Origin of the sequence: Methylobacterium sp. GC_Met_2 (genome assembly GCF_026540795.1) — a bacterium.
GTDB lineage: Bacteria > Pseudomonadota > Alphaproteobacteria > Rhizobiales > Beijerinckiaceae > Methylobacterium.
Genome location: NZ_JALNUM010000130.1, coordinates 1 through 16,123 on the forward strand (window position 1 = coordinate 1; position 16,123 = coordinate 16,123).

At 70.7% G+C, this 16,123-nt stretch carries 15 protein-coding genes; 8 read left to right on the plus strand and 7 right to left on the minus strand.

Features of this window, described 5'->3' with window-relative positions:
- Positions 1-402: glucan biosynthesis protein (locus tag OXS49_RS33725; protein ID WP_346016977.1), on the minus strand; the 402-nt coding region annotated here is incomplete at its 3' end.
- Between the two features lie 61 nt (positions 403-463).
- On the opposite strand from OXS49_RS33725, the gene mdoH reads away from it, so the two are divergent.
- Entirely contained in the window at positions 464-2,464 is a 2,001-nt protein-coding gene (gene mdoH / locus OXS49_RS28490) for a glucans biosynthesis glucosyltransferase MdoH (protein ID WP_267428030.1), read from the plus strand.
- Positions 2,465-2,676: 212 nt separating this feature from the next.
- The gene (locus OXS49_RS28495) at positions 2,677-3,342 is read left to right on the plus strand and encodes a L,D-transpeptidase (RefSeq protein ID WP_243919124.1); all 666 of its coding nucleotides are present in this window, start codon (positions 2,677-2,679) and stop codon (positions 3,340-3,342) included.
- 54 nt (positions 3,343-3,396) lie between these two features.
- Here the strand turns inward: OXS49_RS28495 and OXS49_RS28500 are convergent, their stop codons facing one another.
- On the minus strand, positions 3,397-3,723 hold the full coding sequence (locus OXS49_RS28500) for a cupin domain-containing protein (RefSeq protein WP_244006078.1): 327 nt from the start codon (positions 3,721-3,723) through the stop codon (positions 3,397-3,399).
- 104 nt (positions 3,724-3,827) lie between these two features.
- Complete coding sequence (locus tag OXS49_RS28505) at positions 3,828-5,513, minus strand: L,D-transpeptidase family protein (RefSeq protein WP_267428032.1); 1,686 nt, start codon at positions 5,511-5,513, stop codon at positions 3,828-3,830.
- Positions 5,514-5,736: 223 nt separating this feature from the next.
- Here OXS49_RS28505 and OXS49_RS28510 point away from each other — a divergent pair, with 223 nt between their 5' ends.
- Positions 5,737-6,855, plus strand: coding sequence for an acyltransferase (locus tag OXS49_RS28510; protein ID WP_244006076.1), 1,119 nt, complete (start codon positions 5,737-5,739; stop codon positions 6,853-6,855).
- On the opposite strand, the gene OXS49_RS28515 is transcribed toward OXS49_RS28510, so the two are convergent.
- Complete coding sequence (locus OXS49_RS28515; RefSeq protein ID WP_267428034.1) at positions 6,842-8,020, minus strand: endo-1,4-beta-xylanase; 1,179 nt, start codon at positions 8,018-8,020, stop codon at positions 6,842-6,844. The genes OXS49_RS28510 and OXS49_RS28515 overlap by 14 nt on opposite strands.
- Before the next feature lie 163 nt (positions 8,021-8,183).
- On the opposite strand from OXS49_RS28515, the gene OXS49_RS28520 reads away from it, so the two are divergent.
- Positions 8,184-9,026: an SDR family NAD(P)-dependent oxidoreductase gene (locus OXS49_RS28520; protein ID WP_267428035.1), complete on the plus strand. Its 843-nt coding sequence runs from the start codon at positions 8,184-8,186 to the stop codon at positions 9,024-9,026.
- A 144-nt stretch (positions 9,027-9,170) separates the two neighbouring features.
- The gene (locus OXS49_RS28525; protein WP_267428036.1) at positions 9,171-9,500 is read left to right on the plus strand and encodes a hypothetical protein; all 330 of its coding nucleotides are present in this window, start codon (positions 9,171-9,173) and stop codon (positions 9,498-9,500) included.
- Here the strand turns inward: OXS49_RS28525 and OXS49_RS28530 are convergent.
- The gene (locus OXS49_RS28530) at positions 9,483-12,173 is read right to left on the minus strand and encodes a bifunctional acetate--CoA ligase family protein/GNAT family N-acetyltransferase (protein WP_267428037.1); all 2,691 of its coding nucleotides are present in this window, start codon (positions 12,171-12,173) and stop codon (positions 9,483-9,485) included. The two genes, OXS49_RS28525 and OXS49_RS28530, sit on opposite strands and share 18 nt — an antisense overlap.
- A 409-nt stretch (positions 12,174-12,582) precedes the next feature.
- Between OXS49_RS28530 and OXS49_RS28535 the strand changes: the two genes are divergently transcribed.
- A complete protein-coding gene (locus OXS49_RS28535; RefSeq protein ID WP_267428041.1) occupies positions 12,583-12,996 on the plus strand; it encodes a MucR family transcriptional regulator in 414 nt (137 codons plus the stop codon).
- 97 nt (positions 12,997-13,093) lie between these two features.
- Complete coding sequence (locus tag OXS49_RS28540; RefSeq protein ID WP_244006065.1) at positions 13,094-13,843, plus strand: restriction endonuclease; 750 nt, start codon at positions 13,094-13,096, stop codon at positions 13,841-13,843.
- A 95-nt stretch (positions 13,844-13,938) separates the two neighbouring features.
- Here the strand turns inward: OXS49_RS28540 and OXS49_RS28545 are convergent, their stop codons facing one another.
- Positions 13,939-14,418, minus strand: coding sequence for a peroxiredoxin (locus tag OXS49_RS28545; RefSeq protein WP_244006063.1), 480 nt, complete (start codon positions 14,416-14,418; stop codon positions 13,939-13,941).
- A gap of 272 nt (positions 14,419-14,690) precedes the next feature.
- On the opposite strand from OXS49_RS28545, the gene OXS49_RS28550 reads away from it, so the two are divergent.
- On the plus strand, positions 14,691-15,386 hold the full coding sequence (locus OXS49_RS28550; protein WP_267428038.1) for a YqgE/AlgH family protein: 696 nt from the start codon (positions 14,691-14,693) through the stop codon (positions 15,384-15,386).
- A 17-nt stretch (positions 15,387-15,403) separates the two neighbouring features.
- On the opposite strand, the gene OXS49_RS28555 is transcribed toward OXS49_RS28550, so the two are convergent.
- A partial coding sequence (locus tag OXS49_RS28555) for a hypothetical protein (RefSeq protein WP_267428039.1) occupies positions 15,404-16,123 on the minus strand: 720 nt, incomplete at its 5' end.

Here is a 16,123-nt window from a genome sequence, read left to right on the forward strand (position 1 = left end):
CGCGCTGAACAGCGGGCCGAGGCGCAGGCTTTCGGCGGCCCGGAACGTGATGGCCCGGTAGCCGTCGTAATCGAGTCCGGCGAGGGCGGCCGGCAGGTCACCGCGCGGCGCCGCGTAGGGCGCAGCGGCCCGGCGCGCGGCCTCCTCGGACAGCGCCTCGAAGGTCATCCGGCCCGGCTGTGTCCCCCCCGAGCGTACGCCCTGCGACGGAAGCGCCGGGCCGGCCCACGTTCTGGACCCATTCAGCTCGGCTACGCTAGGTAGAACTGTGCCGGCAGCCGCGGTCAGGACAGTTCGAAGAACGCGGCGCCGGGAGGGGGGATCGATCCGTTCGGCGTCCGGCTGCCCATGCAGCCCGGTCGGCTCCGTGTCCTTGCCCCGCATATCGGTGTCCACGGTCATCGGCTCCCGGCCTCAGGCGGCGGGGTCGCCGGCAGCCTTCCACGGTCGAGTTCCTCGCGCCATGTCGTCACGCGCCATCCCTCCTCGCGCCACATCCTCGGGGGTCGCCGCCTCCACCGAGCCGACGCATCGGAACGCGTGTCCGGCCAAGCCCGATCCGTCGGAATCGGTTCTTCCCCGCGAGCTCTGGAGCGGCAAGCGCCCAGCTCGGGCTCTGCGCACCCGGCGCTTCGCCCTCGCTGTCCCGACCCTGGTCACGGCGGGCGGTATCGCGTGGCTCGCCGCGCTCGCCTATCCGGCCGGCGTCAGCCCGCTGGCCTGGGCAGTGCTCGGGCTGTTCAGCCTCCTGATGGGATGGCAGGCCTTCACGGCCTGTCAATACGCCTACGGGCTCGTCGCCACCTTGCTGGGCGACCGGGCGAAGTCGGCGATGGAACGCAGTTCCGAGACGCGGACCGTCGAGCTGGCGGACGCCGTACCCGCGGAGGCGGGCCGCACGGCCGCCGTGATGGCGATCCACGCGGAGGATGCCGTGGCGGTCTTCGCCCGCCTGCGGGTGATGGCCCGCTCGCTCGCCGAGGCGGGAACCGCGGATATCGACATCTTCGTGCTCTCCGACACCCGCGACGGCACCATTGCCGCCGTGGAGGAGCACGAATACGCGCGGATGCAGGCCTGGGCATCCAGCGACCCGGCCCTGCCGCGGATCCGCTACCGGCGCCGGACCGAGAATGTCGGCCGCAAGGCCGGCAATATCGGCGAGTTCTGCCGCACCTATGGCGGCGAGTACGCCTACATGATCGTCCTCGACGCCGACAGCCTCATGACCGGCGCCGCCATGGGCCGCCTCGTGCGGCTGATGCACGAGAGCCCCCGCACCGGCCTGATCCAGACCGTGTCGTACGCGGCGGGCCGGGACACGCTGTTCGCCCGCATTCAGCAATTCGCCGTTCGCCTCTACGCGCCGCTGGCGCTCCGCTGCCTGGAGACTTGGCAGGGGCCGGAGGGCAGCTACTGGGGCCACAACGCGATTCTGCGGATCGAGGCCTTCGCGGAGCACGCTCAGCTTCCCCGGCTGCCCGGTCGGGAGCCGCTCGGCGGCGAGATCCTGTGCCACGATATCGTCGAGGGTGCGCTGATGGTGCGCGCCGGCTGGGAAGTGCGGCTGCTGCCCGAGATGGGAGGAACTTGGGAGGAGATGCCCACCAACCTCGTCGATCTGCTCGGCCGCGAGCGCCGCTGGTGCCAGGGCAATCTCCAGCACCTGCGGGTGCTGCCCTGGGCGGGGCTGCACGCCGCCAGCCGCTGGCACTTCCTGGTCGGGATCCTCTCCTACGGGATGCTGCCCCTGTGGATCGCCTTCCTCGGGCTCGCCGCCTGGCAGGCGGCCCGGACCGGCGATCTCGGCCTCCTGGCCTACGGGCTGACCGGGACGGGGGCCGCCGCCCACGCGCTCGCCGCCCTCAGCGTCACCGTGCTGGCCCTGCCGAAGCTCCTGAGCCTCGGCCACGTCCTCGCGTCCCCCGAGCGCCGGGCTGCTTTCGGGGGCACCCGGTCGCTGCTCGTGAGCGCCGCCCTGGAACAAGCCGCCTGGGTCGTCCTCTGGCCGGTCCTGACCCTGTTCACCGCGGGCGCCGTGGTGGCAACCTTCTTCGGCCGGGTGGTGCGCTGGGATACGCAGGATCGCGACGACCGGCAGGTCTCCTGGGGTGAGGCGTTCCGGCTCCAAGCCGACGCCGTGGTGGTCGGCACGCTGATCGCCGCCGCGCTGGTTTTCGTCGGCAACCCGTGGCTCGCCCTGTGGCTGGCGCCGCTAGTCCTGGCTCTGTTGACCAGCCCGGCCCAAAGTGTCTGGACCAGCCGGGCGGATCTCGGCCGTCTCGCCCGGGCTCGCGGCCTGTTCCTCAATGCCGACGACACCGCGCAGGCGCCGGAACTCGCCGAGCTCGCCCAGATCCGAGGCCTGCCCGCGCCCCATGGGACAATCCACGGTGCGCACCATGCCCCGGTCCGGCCGGTGCCGCGGGAGCCCGCGATCTGGCTCGCCGCCGACGAGGCCTGAAGCAGCACGCAGCGTCCGTCATCCAGGGCGAGACAGCCAAGCTGCCACAGTGTTGCCATCGAGTCACGGGTGATCGGAACCAGCCTAAGGAGTGGGTTTCAGACTTGGCTTTAGGGCGCGAGCGTTTACCCCTTGGCGACGACCGGCACGGCATCGTGCCGCGGTATTCGCCGCGTTCCCACCAGAGTCCGCGCCTGCCCCGAGAGGCTTTGATGCGTCGTATTGTTCCCGCCCTGATCGGGCTTCTGGGCGCGGCCGCCTGCGCCGCCCCAGCCTTGTCCTATGAGATCGACCCGCTGACCCGCCAGCCGCTGAACGACGCGCTCTCCGTGCGCGTCCGCCCGCAGGCCGTCGAGACCGTCGCGGTGCCGGTGGCCAACGCCTCCCTCAACCCCGCCGACCCGCTGAGCGCCGACGCGGCGGTCCCGCAGATGTCTGCGATCCCACGGGAAACCGTGGCGTATAACGGCCCGTATGGCGCCGGCACGATCGTGGTCTCCACCGCCGAGCGGCGGCTCTACTACGTGCTGGGCGGCGGTCAGGCCCTGCGCTACGGCGTCGGCGTCGGCCGTCCGGGCTTCACCTGGGGCGGCGTGCAGACCATCACGATGAAGCGCGAATGGCCGGATTGGCGTCCGCCGTCGACCATGCTGAAGCGCCGGCCCGATCTGCCGCGCTACATGAAGGGTGGACTCGAGAACCCGCTGGGCGCCCGCGCCATGTATCTCGGCGGCTCGATCTACCGAATCCACGGCTCGAACGAGCCGGAGACCATCGGCACCGCCGTCTCCTCGGGCTGCATCCGCATGACCAACGACGACGTGACCGACCTCTATACCCACGCCAAGGTCGGCACGAAGGTCGTCGTCCAGCGCTGATTTTTTTTCGAGACTTCTTGGGGAGGGCCGGCCGCGAGGTCGGCCCGTCTGCGTTCAGGCCGCCGGCAGCGTGACCAGGGCGTCCGGGCGCTTCACCTCGATCTCGATGAACGCGATCGGGTGCTCGGATCCATTCATGACATCGTGCCGGATGCCGGCCGGGCGCATGTAGGACTGGCCGGCCGCGAGCGCCGTCTCGCTGACCGCGGCGCCGTCGTGAACGCGCAGGATCCCGTCCACCAGCATCACCACGAAATACGGCCAGCCGTGCTCGTGCCAGCCGGTCACCGCACCCGGCGGGAAGTCCCAGCGGGTGATCCGCACGGTGGGATCGTCCTGCTGGACAGTGGGCGTCGCAGGGATGGTGCAGGCAAAGGCCATGGCGGCTCCGGGATGACGGGCAAGCGGATGCCGCCCGCGACGCCGCGATGCAAGCCTTCGGCCGCCCCGTGCGCGGTGAAAACGCCGCGCCGGCCGAACCGGGATCAGTTCACGCGGGCCGCAGATTCCGGCTGCCGACGCTCCACCTTCTTGATCGGCTGAAGTTCGCCCACAGGAGGCGCCTTCGCGAGGGCGGGCACGGCGGCTTTCCGGGCCGGGGGACTGGCGACCGCGGGCTTCACCGCGGGCGGTGCAGCTACGGCATTGGCCGGCGGAATCGCCCCCGTGGCGGCGGGCTCCGGAGCCGGCGTGTCGAGCTTGTAGATGTCGTCGCGAAAGTGCGCCTTTCCGTCCGGGGTGGCGTAGCCCGTCAGGTACACGAACGATACCGGCACCGGCTTCGGCAGCTTGATGTCGCGACGCTCACCATCGGCGATGCCCGTCTCGATCTCGATCGGCCCCCAGGTGCTGCCCGGCCCGTTCGGCCCGTCCGTGCCCTGCAGCAGCCAGCCGACCAGTTCCTTCACCTGACCGACCCGGACGCATCCATGGCTGTGGAAGCGCACGCTCGCAGCGAACAGGGATTTCGCCGGCGTATCATGCATGTAGACGGCAAAGCGGTTCGGCATGTCGATCCGCACTTGGCCGAGCGAATTGTCGAAGCCGGAATCCTGGCGCAGCGTGTAGTTGACCGCCTTCTCGCCCGCCCAGTCGATCCGGGTGGGGTCGACATCGCCGGCCGGCCCGAGGATGCGGATATGGTTCTTGGCGAGATAGCCGGGATTCTTCCGCATCTGCGGGATGATCTCGTTCTTCACCACCGAAGCCGGCACCGTCCAGGTCGGGTTGAAGTTGATGTCGGTGATCCGGGTCTCGATCGGGGGCGTCGCCTTGTCGGGCGAGCCGACGACGGCGACGTAGCGGCGCACGACCGTGCCGTTTTCCACCGCCTCGACGGCGGCCGAGGGGATGTTGACCACGACGTAGCGCTCGCCGAACGGGAATTTCGATCCCATCAGCCGGGCCGCCGACGCCGCGAGCTGCTTCTGGCGCACGGTCGCCGGCACGTTGAGCGCGTTGATGGTGAGCCGGCCCAGGATGCCGCTGTCGGGCAGCCCGTGCCGGCCCTGGAAGGCCGCAATCGCCGCGACGAGCGGCGGGTCGAGGCGGTCGCTCGGGGGCGCGTCCGCCGGCAGGTCGCCGGTCAGCGTCAGGTGGTGGCGCAAAGCCGGGATTGCCGGGCTGCGCTCGCCGGGCTTCAGACGCACGAGATCCTCGGGCATCCGCTCCCAGCCGCCGGCCTCCGCGAAGGCCGCGTAGCGCTCGGCGGCCCGAAGCGTATCAAGGAAGGTCCGCGCCGTCAGCGTCGGGCTCGGGTCGGCGGAGACCTTGGCATAGACCAGGGGGGCCGGCTCGCGCGACCGCTTGGCGGCCTCCTGCGGCTTGCCTGGAACCAGCTTTGTGTCCGGCGCCGCAGCCTCGACGGGTTTGGATTCGCCGGATCCGGACGCGTTGGGCTTGGGCTCGGCGCCCTTCGCCTCCGCGGCCTTGGTCTCCGGAGCCCTGATCTCCAGCCCCTTCGCGGCCGCGCCCTCTGGCGCGACCGTGGGTGTGGAGGCCGGGATGGCGGGTGGCGGAACGGGGGCCGGGATCGGGCTTGCCGGTGCGGCGGCCGCCGGAATGCCCTGCGCCCGCGCATCGACAGCAGCGCCGAGCAGCGTCAGCAGTGACAAGCCGGCTCCGAGCGCGGCCCCCGGGCGGGCATGACGGCGGGAACGGACCAAGCCCATACGCAACACTCCCGACGGCGCCCAATTCGGCGCGGACCGGCGGCATCATGGAGTGGCGTGGTTACCAATCCCCTCCCGTCCAAACAGCAGCCCCAAGAGCAAATTCACCATTCTGAGACGTCTTTCCAAGCACCGCGGCGTCTACGGATGTCGGCGCGACAGAAAATACCGCACCTTGCTCAGCTCAGAATTATCCCTGTCGGGAAGGAAGAGCCGCCCCGTCATGCCGGAATTCGGGACGCAGATCCCCGCAGCGATGCCCTACCTGCCACAGCTCGACGGGGTGCGGGCGCTCGCCATCCTGATCGTGTTCGCGGCCCATTGCGGCTACAGCCACGTGGTCCCCGGCGGGTTCGGGGTCACGGTCTTCTTCTTCCTGAGCGGCTACCTGATCACCACCCTGCTGCGGATCGAGCAGGCGCGGACCGGCGCGGTCTCCCTCCCGGCCTTCTACCTGCGGCGATCCTTGCGCATCCTGCCGCCGATGTACCTGACCCTGCTCGCCGCGGGCGGGCTCTACGCGCTGGGGCTGCTCGACTGGATGCCAGTCGAGCCGGCAGCAATCCTGGGCCAGGCGGCGTTCCTGACGAACTATCCCGGCCTGTTCGGCACCGAGGCGGTGCTGCCCGTGCCGCTCTGGAGCCTCGCCATCGAGGAGCATTTTTACCTCGTCTTCCCCCTGGCTTACATCCTGTGGCTCGGGCGGCTGAACCCGCGCCGGGCCGCGCTCGCCTGCCTGGGGATCTGCGCCGCGGTGCTGGCGATCCGATGCCTCAACGTCTGGCGGCTTTCCGATTACAGCCTGAACTATTCCTGGACCCACACCCGCATCGACGCGATCCTGTTCGGCTGCTGCCTCGGCCTGTGGAACAACCCGGTGATCCCGGCCGATCGCGCCTGGCGGCCGAGGGCGTGGCACGTGGCGCTGAGCTTCGCCGCAATCCTCGGTACGCTGGCGGTGCGGGAGCCCGCCTTCCGCGAGACCTTGCGCTATACGCTCCAGAGCGCAGCCCTGTTCGCGCCCTTCGCCTATCTGCTGCACGGGCAAGGACCCGTGGTGCGGCTGCTCGCCAGCCGGCCGATGCGGCAACTCGGCCTGTGGTCGTACGGCTTCTATCTCGCCCACATGGCCGTGGTCGCGCTGGTGCTGCACCTGCGGCCCGGCCTGCACGGCGTCGCGCTGATGCTCGCGGCGTTCCCGCCGACGCTGCTCTGGTGCTGGGGGATGTACACGCTGGTCGAGCGCCCCTGCGCCCGCCTGCGCCGACGGCTGCTGGCTGACCGGCCGCCCCAGCCGATCCTTGCCGAGGGGGGACGTCAGGCCGGGGTCACGCCCGCCTGAGCCGGTCCCGCGTGGCGCTGTGGTCCGGTGCCTCGGCGAACGCGGCCTTCATCGCATACCAGAGGGGCTTGCGCCGGAACTGCGAATCCAGCGGCAGGGCGCGCTGGGGCAGGCCGTCCGGCCGCTTGCGGTAGGGATGATCGTTCAACCACGTGTCTGGGTCGTAGATGTCCCAGGTGACGACATCGAGCAGGGCCGGCTCGTCCAGAACCACGTCGAGGTAGCGCCTTGCGTAGTCGGCTACCATCCGGTCGCGGGTGGGCACGTCGGACGGGAAGGCCCGGTCGTCGATGTCGAGTTCGGTGATCGCGATGCCGAGGCCCATCTGGCCGATCTCGCGCAGGAAGCGCCGCAGCTGACCCTGGTCGATGGGGATCGTGCTGGTGAGGTGCGATTGCAGCCCGAAGCGCCGGATCGGCACGCCACGGCGGCGCATCGCCTCCAGCCGGCGCAGGACCTTGGTGCGCTTGGCCTCCATCCAGGGTGCGCCCTGCTCGACCGCGTCCTCGTTCCACGTGCCGGCGGCCGCCGGATCGGTCTCGTGCAGGATCCGGAAGGCGAGGTCGACGTAAGCGGGCCCGATCGAGGCGAGCCAGGGCGAGTCGCGCAGCCCCCCGCCGCGATCGGGATCAGCCTCGTTGCCAAAAATCTCGTTGACCACGTCCCAGGCGACGATCTGCCCGCGGTAACGGCCCGCCACGGTCTCGATCCAACGCCGCATGAAATCCTCGCCCTGGGCGGCACTGGCCCGCCCGAGCAACGGGCCGACCCAGGGCGGGAGCGCCGCGTGCCAGACAAGCGTATGGCCGCGCATCGCCTGACCGTTCGCGCGGGCAAAGCGCAGGATCGCGTCGCCCCGGGCGAAGTCGGTCTTGCCCGGAGCGGGCAGCACCTCCTCCATCTTCATCTCGGTGCCGCAGACCAGGATCCCGCATTCCCGCGCCACCGCCTGCCGGTAGGCCGGCGTGGAATCAAAGCGATGGAACGGCACCTCGCAGCCGTAGAGCAGGCCCTTGGCGGCGGCGGCAGCCTGGAGGCTGTCGCTCGACCACGACGGGCGGCCGAGCGGCCCGAACCCGGTCGGTACAGCGCCGCGTGCCGCCGGGGCGAGCCCCGCGCAGGCCATCCCGGCGATGAGGGACCGGCGGCTCGGAACGATCGGCATGCCGCATCCTCGGGTTCGGTGGGATCACCGCCATCAGAGCATGCGGCGGATCCGGTTACGATCCGCTGAGTCTGCGGGCGGGCCTCCGTCCGATCCGGTGCATCAACTCGCCTTCATCCGGGCTCGCCCCATCTGAAGAGCGCCATCCAGCCGAGGACTCCCCATGAGCCAGCACCCTGCCATCAGCCCCGGCCGCAGCGCCGTCGTCACCGGGGCCGCGAGCGGCATCGGGCTCGCCGCCGCGCAGGCCTTCGCGCGGGCGGGCATGAATGTCTGGCTCGCCGACCTGCCGGGGCCGGCGCTCGACGCCGCCCGCGCAGCGGTGGCTGAACTCGCCGCCGTTGAGGTCCGCGCGGTGCCGACCGACGTCTCCGACCGGGCGGCGGTGGAGGCCTTGGCGGCCACCGTCGCGCGGGGCGGGCCGCCCGCCCTCGTCATGCTGAATGCCGGGATCGAGGCCGGCGGCATGCTGTTCTCCGATGCCGACACCTGGACGCGGATCCTGGGCACCAACCTCTGGGGCGTGGTCAACGGCATCCACGCCTTCGCGCCCGGCATGATCGAGGGCGGCAAGCCCGGGGCCGTCATCGTGACCGGCTCGAAGCAGGGGATCACCACACCGCCCGGCAACGCGCCCTACAACGTCTCGAAGGCCGGGGTGAAGGCGGTCACCGAGGCGCTCGCCCACGAGCTGCGCAACCGCGAGGGCTGCCGGACCACCGCCCACCTGCTGATCCCGGGCTTCGTCTATACGGGGCTGACCAAGGCCCGCGGCGTCGCCGAGAAGCCGGCCGGCGCCTGGACGCCGGAGGAGACCGTGGCGTTCCTGCTGGAGCGGCTGGCGGCGGGCGATTTCTACATCCTCTGCCCCGACAACGAGACCACCCGGGCGCAGGACGCGAAGCGGATCGCCTGGGCGGCGGGCGACATCATCGAGAACCGGCCGGCACTCTCGCGCTGGCATCCGGATTTCGCCGAGGCGTTCAAGCGGTCCATGGAGGGGTGAGATGGCCCGGCGACCGCGCCCGCCGGCGCGTATCAAAGAGCCCATCTTCGGCCCGCCGGCCGCGACGGCGCGGGCGGCCTTCATCCGCTTCGGCAACGCCCTTCACTGGCGGCCTATTTTGCGGATGCCGGCCTCGGGCCGGCCATGGGGCAGGTCGGGGATGGCAACCGGGCGATCCTCGAAGCCGCCCTCGCGAGGCTGCCGAAGGCGGAGCATCGGCTCGTCGCTGCGTTCATCGCCGAACTGACCGACGGCACCGTGACCTTCGCCGAGGCGCAGGCGATCTGGCGGGAGACAAAAAGCGACACGATGCGGAGCGTCTGGGACGACCCGGACGCGTTCCTGCGCTTCCTTCTTACCGTGCGCGACCGGATCGATCCCCACGCCTGGCCGGCCGGCAAGCCGCGATTCCAACCGGACCCGACGACGCGACACGCGCGACGACGGCGCGCCGGCCTAACCCCCGGCCGGTGACCCGGCTGCCAGCGGCAACTGCACCTTCACCAAGCCCGGATCCTCCGGATCGCGCCCCTGCGTGAAGCCGAGGCGGCGGCAGACCGCCAGCATCGGGCGGTTCTCGGCCAGCACCGAGCCCTCGACCCGGCCGATCCCTTCGAAGCGCGCCCAGTCGATCATCAGGCGCATCAGCGCGAAGGCGAGCCCCGTGCCCCGGGCATCGCGCCCCACCGCGATGGCGTATTCGCCGCTCTCGTGGTTGGCGTCGGCATGCAGGCGCACCGCGCCGAGCATGCGCTCGCCCCCTTGCGCGTCCACCTCGGTGGCCACGAACGCGATGGCGCGGGCGTAGTCGAGCTGCGTCAGGCGGGCCAGGAAGGCGTGGCTGAAGGCGCGCACGGGTCCGAAGAAGCGCAGGCGCAGATCCTCCGGGTCGAGTCCCTGGAAGAAGCTGAGAAACAGGCCCTCGTCCTCCGGGCGCACGGGCCGCACGCGGATGGTGCGGTCCTTCAGGTTGAGGGTCCGCACCCATTGCGCCGGATAGGGCCGGATCGCGAAGCGTGGATGGCCCCGCCCGTGCCCGCTCCGCTCCGAGCGCCCGATCCGCACCCGTGCGTCGAGGGCGAGCACGCCGGTCTCGTCGGCGAGCAAGGGGTTGATGTCGAGTTCGCGGACCTGCGGCAGGTCGGCGGCGAGCTGGGACAGCTTGACCAAGGTCAGCGCGATCGCCGGGATGTCGGCCGCCGGCACGTCGCGATAGGCCTCGAGGCGGCGGGCGACCCGGGTGCGGCCGATCAGGTCGCGGGCGAGGATCAGGTCGAGCGGCGGCAAGCCGAGCGCCCGGTCGTCGATCACCTCCACGGCCGTGCCGCCGCGCCCGAACACCACCACGGGGCCGAACACGGGATCCTCGGCGAGGCCAGCGATCAGCTCCCGGCGCTGGCCCCGGCGCACCATGGGCTGCACCGCGAAGCCGGTGACGCGCGCATCCGGACGCTCGCGCCGGGCCCTTATCAGGATACTGCGCGCCGCTTCGCGGACATCGGCCTCGCTGGTGAGATCGAGGTGGACCCCGCCGATGTCGGATTTGTGCACGATGTCGGGGGAGACGACCTTGAGCGCCACCGTGCCGCCGGCCGCGATGATCTGCCAAGCCGCCGCCGCCGCCGCGTCCTTGTCGGGGGCGAGCGTGATCGGCACGATCGGGATCCCGTAGGCTTCGAGCAGGCCGTTCACCGCGATCGGATCGAGCCACGCCGCCCCGTGGCGCAGGGCGCCCGCGATGATCGAGCGGGCCCGGGCCGTATCGGGAGAGAAGTCGCGCGGCAGCGAGTCCGGCGTGCGCATCAGGTCGTCCTGCGCCTCGCGGTAGCGAACGAGGTGCAGGAAGCCTTCGATCGCCTCGGAATCCGTCGAGAAATGCGGGAGCCCAGCGCGCGCAAACGCCTCTCGCGCCGCCTCCGCATCGCCCAGGGAGACAGCGAAGAGCGGCTTCTTGCGCGTCTGGCCGGCGCGGACGCGTTTGACCGTGTCGGCGATCGCGTTGGCCACCGCGCCCGCGTCCGAGCGCACGGTAGGGACGTGGATCGCCAGCACGGCGTCGCTGACGCGATCCGTGAGGATCGGCTCCAGGGCGGCCGCGAAGGCCGGACCCGCCGCGTCGATGCCGAGGTCGAGGGGATTGCCAGCCGGACGCCCCTCCGCCTCCGCGGCTTCGGCCATGGTGCCCGCGCGCTCGATCAGCCTGTCGGCGGCCAGCAAGCCGATGCCGCGGCCATTCGACAGGATGGCGAGCCGGTCGCCGGGGAACGGGCGCTGGCGCCCCAGGGTCTCGACGGCCGAGAACATCTCGTCGAGGTCCTGTACCGCCAACAGACCGGCCCGCCGGAAGGCCGCGGTGTAGACGGCGTCCGGCCGGGCCAGCGCTCCGGTATGGGTCTCGGGTGCGCGGGTGTCGGGCCTGTGCCGCCCGGCGCGCAGGACCACGACGGGCTTGGCGCGGGCGGCCGCGCGGGCGGCCGACATGAACCGGCGGGCATCCGCGACCCGGTCGAGGCAGAGCAGGATCGCGCGGGTGCGGTAATCGGCGGCGAAATGATCGAGACAATCGGCCACGCCGATGTCGAGCACGCTGCCGAGCGACAGCACCGCCGAGAAGCCCGTCCCGTGGCGGGCGCCCCACTCGACGATCGCGGCCGCGACCGTGCCGGATTGCGAGACGAGGGCGAGGTCGCCCGGGGCGGGGGCGTGGGCGAACAGGCTGGCATTGAGCTTGGCGCCCGGCACGGCGAGGCCGGCGCTGTCCGGTCCGAGCAGGCGCAGGCCGTGCGCGCGGGCGATCCGGTGCGCGGTCGGTCCCGGATCGTCTGGGCCGGAACCGAGCCGGGCCGTCAGGATCACGGCGGCCCCGGCGCCGGAAGCCGCTGCCTGCGCGACGACCTCGGGCACTCGCGGCGGCGGCACGGCGATCAGGACGAGGTCCGGGACGGTGGGCAGATCCGCGATCTGCGGGACGCAGGGCAGGCCGTCCACGAAGTCGTGATCGGGCTGCACCGGCAGGATCGCGCCGGGGAAGCCGGACGCCCGCAGGCCGTCCAGCACGCTGCGCGCCACCGAGCCCGCGCGCGCCACGGCGCCGACCAGGGCGATCGCGTGGGGCGCCAGCAGCTTGTCGAACCGGTAGGTGCTCACGGGGCCGCCGTCACGGAATCCGATCCCGCGGGCCAGTCGTACCGGCGTGCATGGGGTGTCCCTCGCTCACGTCGGGATCGGGCGCGATCCGGAAAGCCCAGGCTCCGACCCTATCGTGTTATCACATGGCGCGGTTGGCCGCGCGGGCAACGTCCTGCGGTTCCGGCCCTGTCACAGTGCGATCAGCCGCTGCCCGGAGGGCTTGCAGATACCCTTCAGATCAAATATCCGGCGCCCTTTGTCCTCGCCAAGACGCCAGCTATGGCCATCTGTAATTTGTTCTTGCCATGAAATTCACATCACAATAGTAACTACGCCACATCTGCCTGTATCGGGTGGCCCGGAAACAGATTCCGATCATCCTGCCGCGTGACGGGCAGAGCCCGGGATCGCCATGAGGTTTCAAGGAATGGATTCCACGGTCGAAGGGCAGCCGGACTTCCTCACGCTCTCGGTCGACATCGTGTCGGCCTTCGTAAGCAACAACCCGGTCACCCCACCGGAACTGCCGGCGCTGATCGTCAAGGTTCACGCGGTCCTGCACGAGCTTAGCCAGCCCACCTCCGCGCCGGCCGAGGATCTGCGGCCCGCCGTCTCGGTCCGGCGCTCGGTCCAACCCGACTTCATCGTCTGCCTGGAGGACGGGAAGAAATTCAAATCCCTCAAGCGCCACCTGCGCACGCACTATAATCTCACCCCGGACGATTACCGCCAGAAATGGGGCCTGCCGGCCGATTATCCGATGGTCGCGCCGAATTATGCCGCGGCCCGGTCGAGCCTCGCCAAGAGCATGGGCCTCGGCCACCAGCGCCGGAAGAATTGAGGCCGCGTCCGCGTCCACAGGTTTTCAGCCGCGGTTAGGCATCGGGCAAGGGGCGCTTGCGAGGGTCACAAGACCCGTCCGCGCCCCTTGAGACCCGATGCAAGGCAAGCCCAATCCCGTCGCGCGCCTGTTCTGGACGGCCGTGATCGGCGGCCCGTTCGCGCTCTGGTACGGTCCGCCCGCTCTAGCGGCTACGGGGCTCGCGCTGTTGGGCGTGTGGCTGCGCCATCTCGGCCGGCCGCGCCGGTTCCGAGCCCAGGTGCGCCGCATCGCCCGGGCCCATGGCGAGACGCTGGCTCTGCGGAGGCGGCAGGAAAGCTTTCGCGACGCCTACGGCAACTGGATCGAGGACGGCTGGCTGCGCGAGCGCGACTACTTCCTCGACCGCACGGTACTGCCCCAGATCGGCCCGCGTTACGCCGAGCTCGCCCTGACGGAGCGGGATCGGATGCTGGCGATCGTCGAGGCCGAGGCGGCGTCCATCGATCTGCCCGAGGAAGAGGACGCACCGGCGGACGGGCTCGACTACGAGCGCTACTGCGCCGAGCGCCTCGTCCGGGCAGGATGGCGGGCGCACCGGACCCCGGCGAGCGGCGATCAGGGCGCCGATATCGTGGCGGTTCGCAACGGCCTGCGCCTCGTCATCCAGTGCAAGCGCCTGGCCAAGCCCGTTGGCAATGCCGCCGTGCAGGAGGCGGCGGCGGCCCAACGCTACTGGGCGGGCGACCGCGCCGCCGTCGTGTCGAATGCCGGCTTCACGCCGGCGGCCCGCCGGCTTGCGGCGGCAACCGGGGTGCTGCTGCTGCACCACGACGGGCTCGACGCCATCGACCTCGCGCACATGTGAAGCAGATACGATGAGGGTCCGCCGGCCAGACCAGAAGCGGACCGCCCCCCGATAGACCCCAAGGGGCCGCGCCTCTTGCGTGCCCGAAGCCTCGCTCAGAGCACCTTCAGCAGCGCCTCGGCCCCCGAGGCCTCGGCCTTCGAAGGCGTCTCCTCGACGTTCAGGATCTTCACGACCCCATCCTCGACCAGCATGGAGTAGCGCTTCGAGCGGATGCCGAGGCCGAAGCCCGTGCCGTCCATCTCCAAGCCGATCGCCTTGGCGAAATCTGCGTTGCCGTCCGCCAGGAATTCCAGACCCTCGGCGCCGCTCGCCTTCGCCCAGGCGTCGAGTACGAACACGTCGTTGACGCTCGTGACCGCGATGGCGTCGACGCCGCGGCCGAGGATCTCATCCTTGTGGGTGACGAAGCCCGGTAGGTGATTGCGGTGGCAGCTGGGGGTGAAGGCGCCCGGGACGCCGATCACCACCACGCGGCGGCTTTTGAACACGTCGTCGGTGGTGCGGGCGATCGGTCCCTCCGGGCCGCTCACCCGGAACGTGGCCTGGGGCAGATGGTCGCCGACCTGGATCATCGCGGGTCCCTCGTTGCTGCGCATATGCGTTTGCGCGCCTGACCTAGCGTGGTCGGTGGGACCTGTCGAGCAACGGGTCTCCTGGCGTGCGTGATGCCCAAGGTTCAATCGGCGATCCACGCTCGCCGCTGCGGGACCCTGTCTGTCCGCCCGCTTCGGTTCACGTCGCGGGACGCACGATCTCCCCCGGAGGCTTCATACAAGCTGGGTGGAAGCTTGCTGCGTCTCTTTTGCCCGCTGGACAATGAGAGGGCGCGGCGTAGCATGAGGTTATGGCGTCTCCTCCGCATCGCAAACCGGATCCTTCGCCTTCGGCTCCTCAGCGGGAGTCCGGCTCAGCGACCGCGAACGCAGCAAACCCGGCGCCGCGGCAGACATCGCTCTCCGGTCCGGACTTTCTCGACGGGCAGTTCCTCGTGGCGATGCCCGGCATGGCCGATGAGCGCTTCGCCCGCTCGGTGATCTATGTCTGCGCTCATTCCGCCGACGGGGCGATGGGCATCATCGTCAACAAGGCGGCCACCGACATCAGCATGCCGGATCTGCTGGTCCAGCTCGACGTGGCCCCCGAGGCGGACGCGATTCGCCTGCGCGAGCGGGTCGGGCACATGCCCGTTCTGATGGGCGGGCCGGTGGAAGGCCGGCGCGGCTTCGTGCTGCACACCGACGACTTCCACATCCAGCAATCGACGCTGATCATCGACGACGGCATCTGCCTGACCGCGACCGTCGAGATTCTACGCGCCATCGCGAGCGGCGAGGGCCCGGCCAGCGCCGTGCTGGCTCTGGGCTATGCCGGCTGGCAGGCGGGCCAGCTCGAGAGCGAGATCATGGCCAATGGCTGGCTCAACTGCCCAGCCGATCCCGAGCTAATCTTCAACACGGATCTCGACGCCAAGTACGAGCGTGCCCTGCGCGCCAACGGCATCGATCCCGCCATGCTGTCCATGACAGCCGGTCGGGCCTGAACGACCCCAAGTGCCGGTTATTCCGGAACGTTGTCGCCGCCACCGGCTGCATCGGGGTTCAGGCCCTCCACCGCCGGCTTGGGCCGGGGCCGGCTGCGCGGGGCCGCCGTCGCTGTGGGTACCGCGGTATTGGCGCCGAGGCGGGTCGCGAGGGCGAGTGCCCGGTTCTCGGTAAAGCGGAGATGGCAGAAACCGTGCGTGCCTTCGCGGGCGTAGCTACGGCAGAACTGCTCCCGATCCGCCGAGAAGGCCGCCTGCTCGGTCACGATCGGCCGCACGTCCTCGCGCCGGGCCCGCTGGGTCATCAGCTTGTAATTGTCGCGCACCGCCTTGTCGGCCGCGCCCCGGGCGGTGTCGAACTCGCTGGCCCGCGGGAGCAGGGTCGCAGGGGCCGGCCCCCACAGGCCCGTGGGGGTCGTGGCGCAATCCGCGGCCGAGAAGGTGCAGACCGGGCCGGAGCCCAGCGTCGAGACGAGGATGCCGCCCTCGGTGACGTCGAGGCGCAAGGGGCACTCCGCCCCGGCCGCCTCGTAGCGCGGCACCCCTTCGGGCTTGCCTTCGGGACTCAGCGTGACGGGACTGCCCGCGCCGAGCGGCACCGTGCAGGATTCCGCCGGCTGCGAGATCTTGGTTCCCGGGAGCGTGATCCGGGCCGTGACGGCGGTGCCGGTCCGCTCCAGCTTCAGGGATCCGGACATTCCGTTGAGCTGGAGGTCCTGCCCGATCACGCCCTCCTC

Bases quoted from the DNA above. Each gene is read 5' to 3' on its own strand.
- OXS49_RS28540 (WP_244006065.1), top strand. From the start codon at position 13,094: ATGCAAGGCAAGCCCAATCCCGTCGCGCGCCTGTTCTGGACGGCCGTG.
- OXS49_RS28505 (WP_267428032.1), bottom strand. From the start codon at position 5,513: ATGGGCTTGGTCCGTTCCCGCCGTCATGCCCGCCCGGGGGCCGCGCTC.
- OXS49_RS28525 (WP_267428036.1), top strand. From the start codon at position 9,171: ATGGGGCAGGTCGGGGATGGCAACCGGGCGATCCTCGAAGCCGCCCTC.
- OXS49_RS28535 (WP_267428041.1), top strand. From the start codon at position 12,583: ATGGATTCCACGGTCGAAGGGCAGCCGGACTTCCTCACGCTCTCGGTC.
- OXS49_RS28515 (WP_267428034.1), bottom strand. From the start codon at position 8,020: ATGCCGATCGTTCCGAGCCGCCGGTCCCTCATCGCCGGGATGGCCTGC.
- OXS49_RS28495 (WP_243919124.1), top strand. From the start codon at position 2,677: ATGCGTCGTATTGTTCCCGCCCTGATCGGGCTTCTGGGCGCGGCCGCC.
- OXS49_RS28500 (WP_244006078.1), bottom strand. From the start codon at position 3,723: ATGGCCTTTGCCTGCACCATCCCTGCGACGCCCACTGTCCAGCAGGAC.
- OXS49_RS28545 (WP_244006063.1), bottom strand. From the start codon at position 14,418: ATGATCCAGGTCGGCGACCATCTGCCCCAGGCCACGTTCCGGGTGAGC.
- OXS49_RS28520 (WP_267428035.1), top strand. From the start codon at position 8,184: ATGAGCCAGCACCCTGCCATCAGCCCCGGCCGCAGCGCCGTCGTCACC.
- OXS49_RS28550 (WP_267428038.1), top strand. From the start codon at position 14,691: ATGGCGTCTCCTCCGCATCGCAAACCGGATCCTTCGCCTTCGGCTCCT.
- mdoH (WP_267428030.1), top strand. From the start codon at position 464: ATGTCGTCACGCGCCATCCCTCCTCGCGCCACATCCTCGGGGGTCGCC.
- OXS49_RS28510 (WP_244006076.1), top strand. From the start codon at position 5,737: ATGCCGGAATTCGGGACGCAGATCCCCGCAGCGATGCCCTACCTGCCA.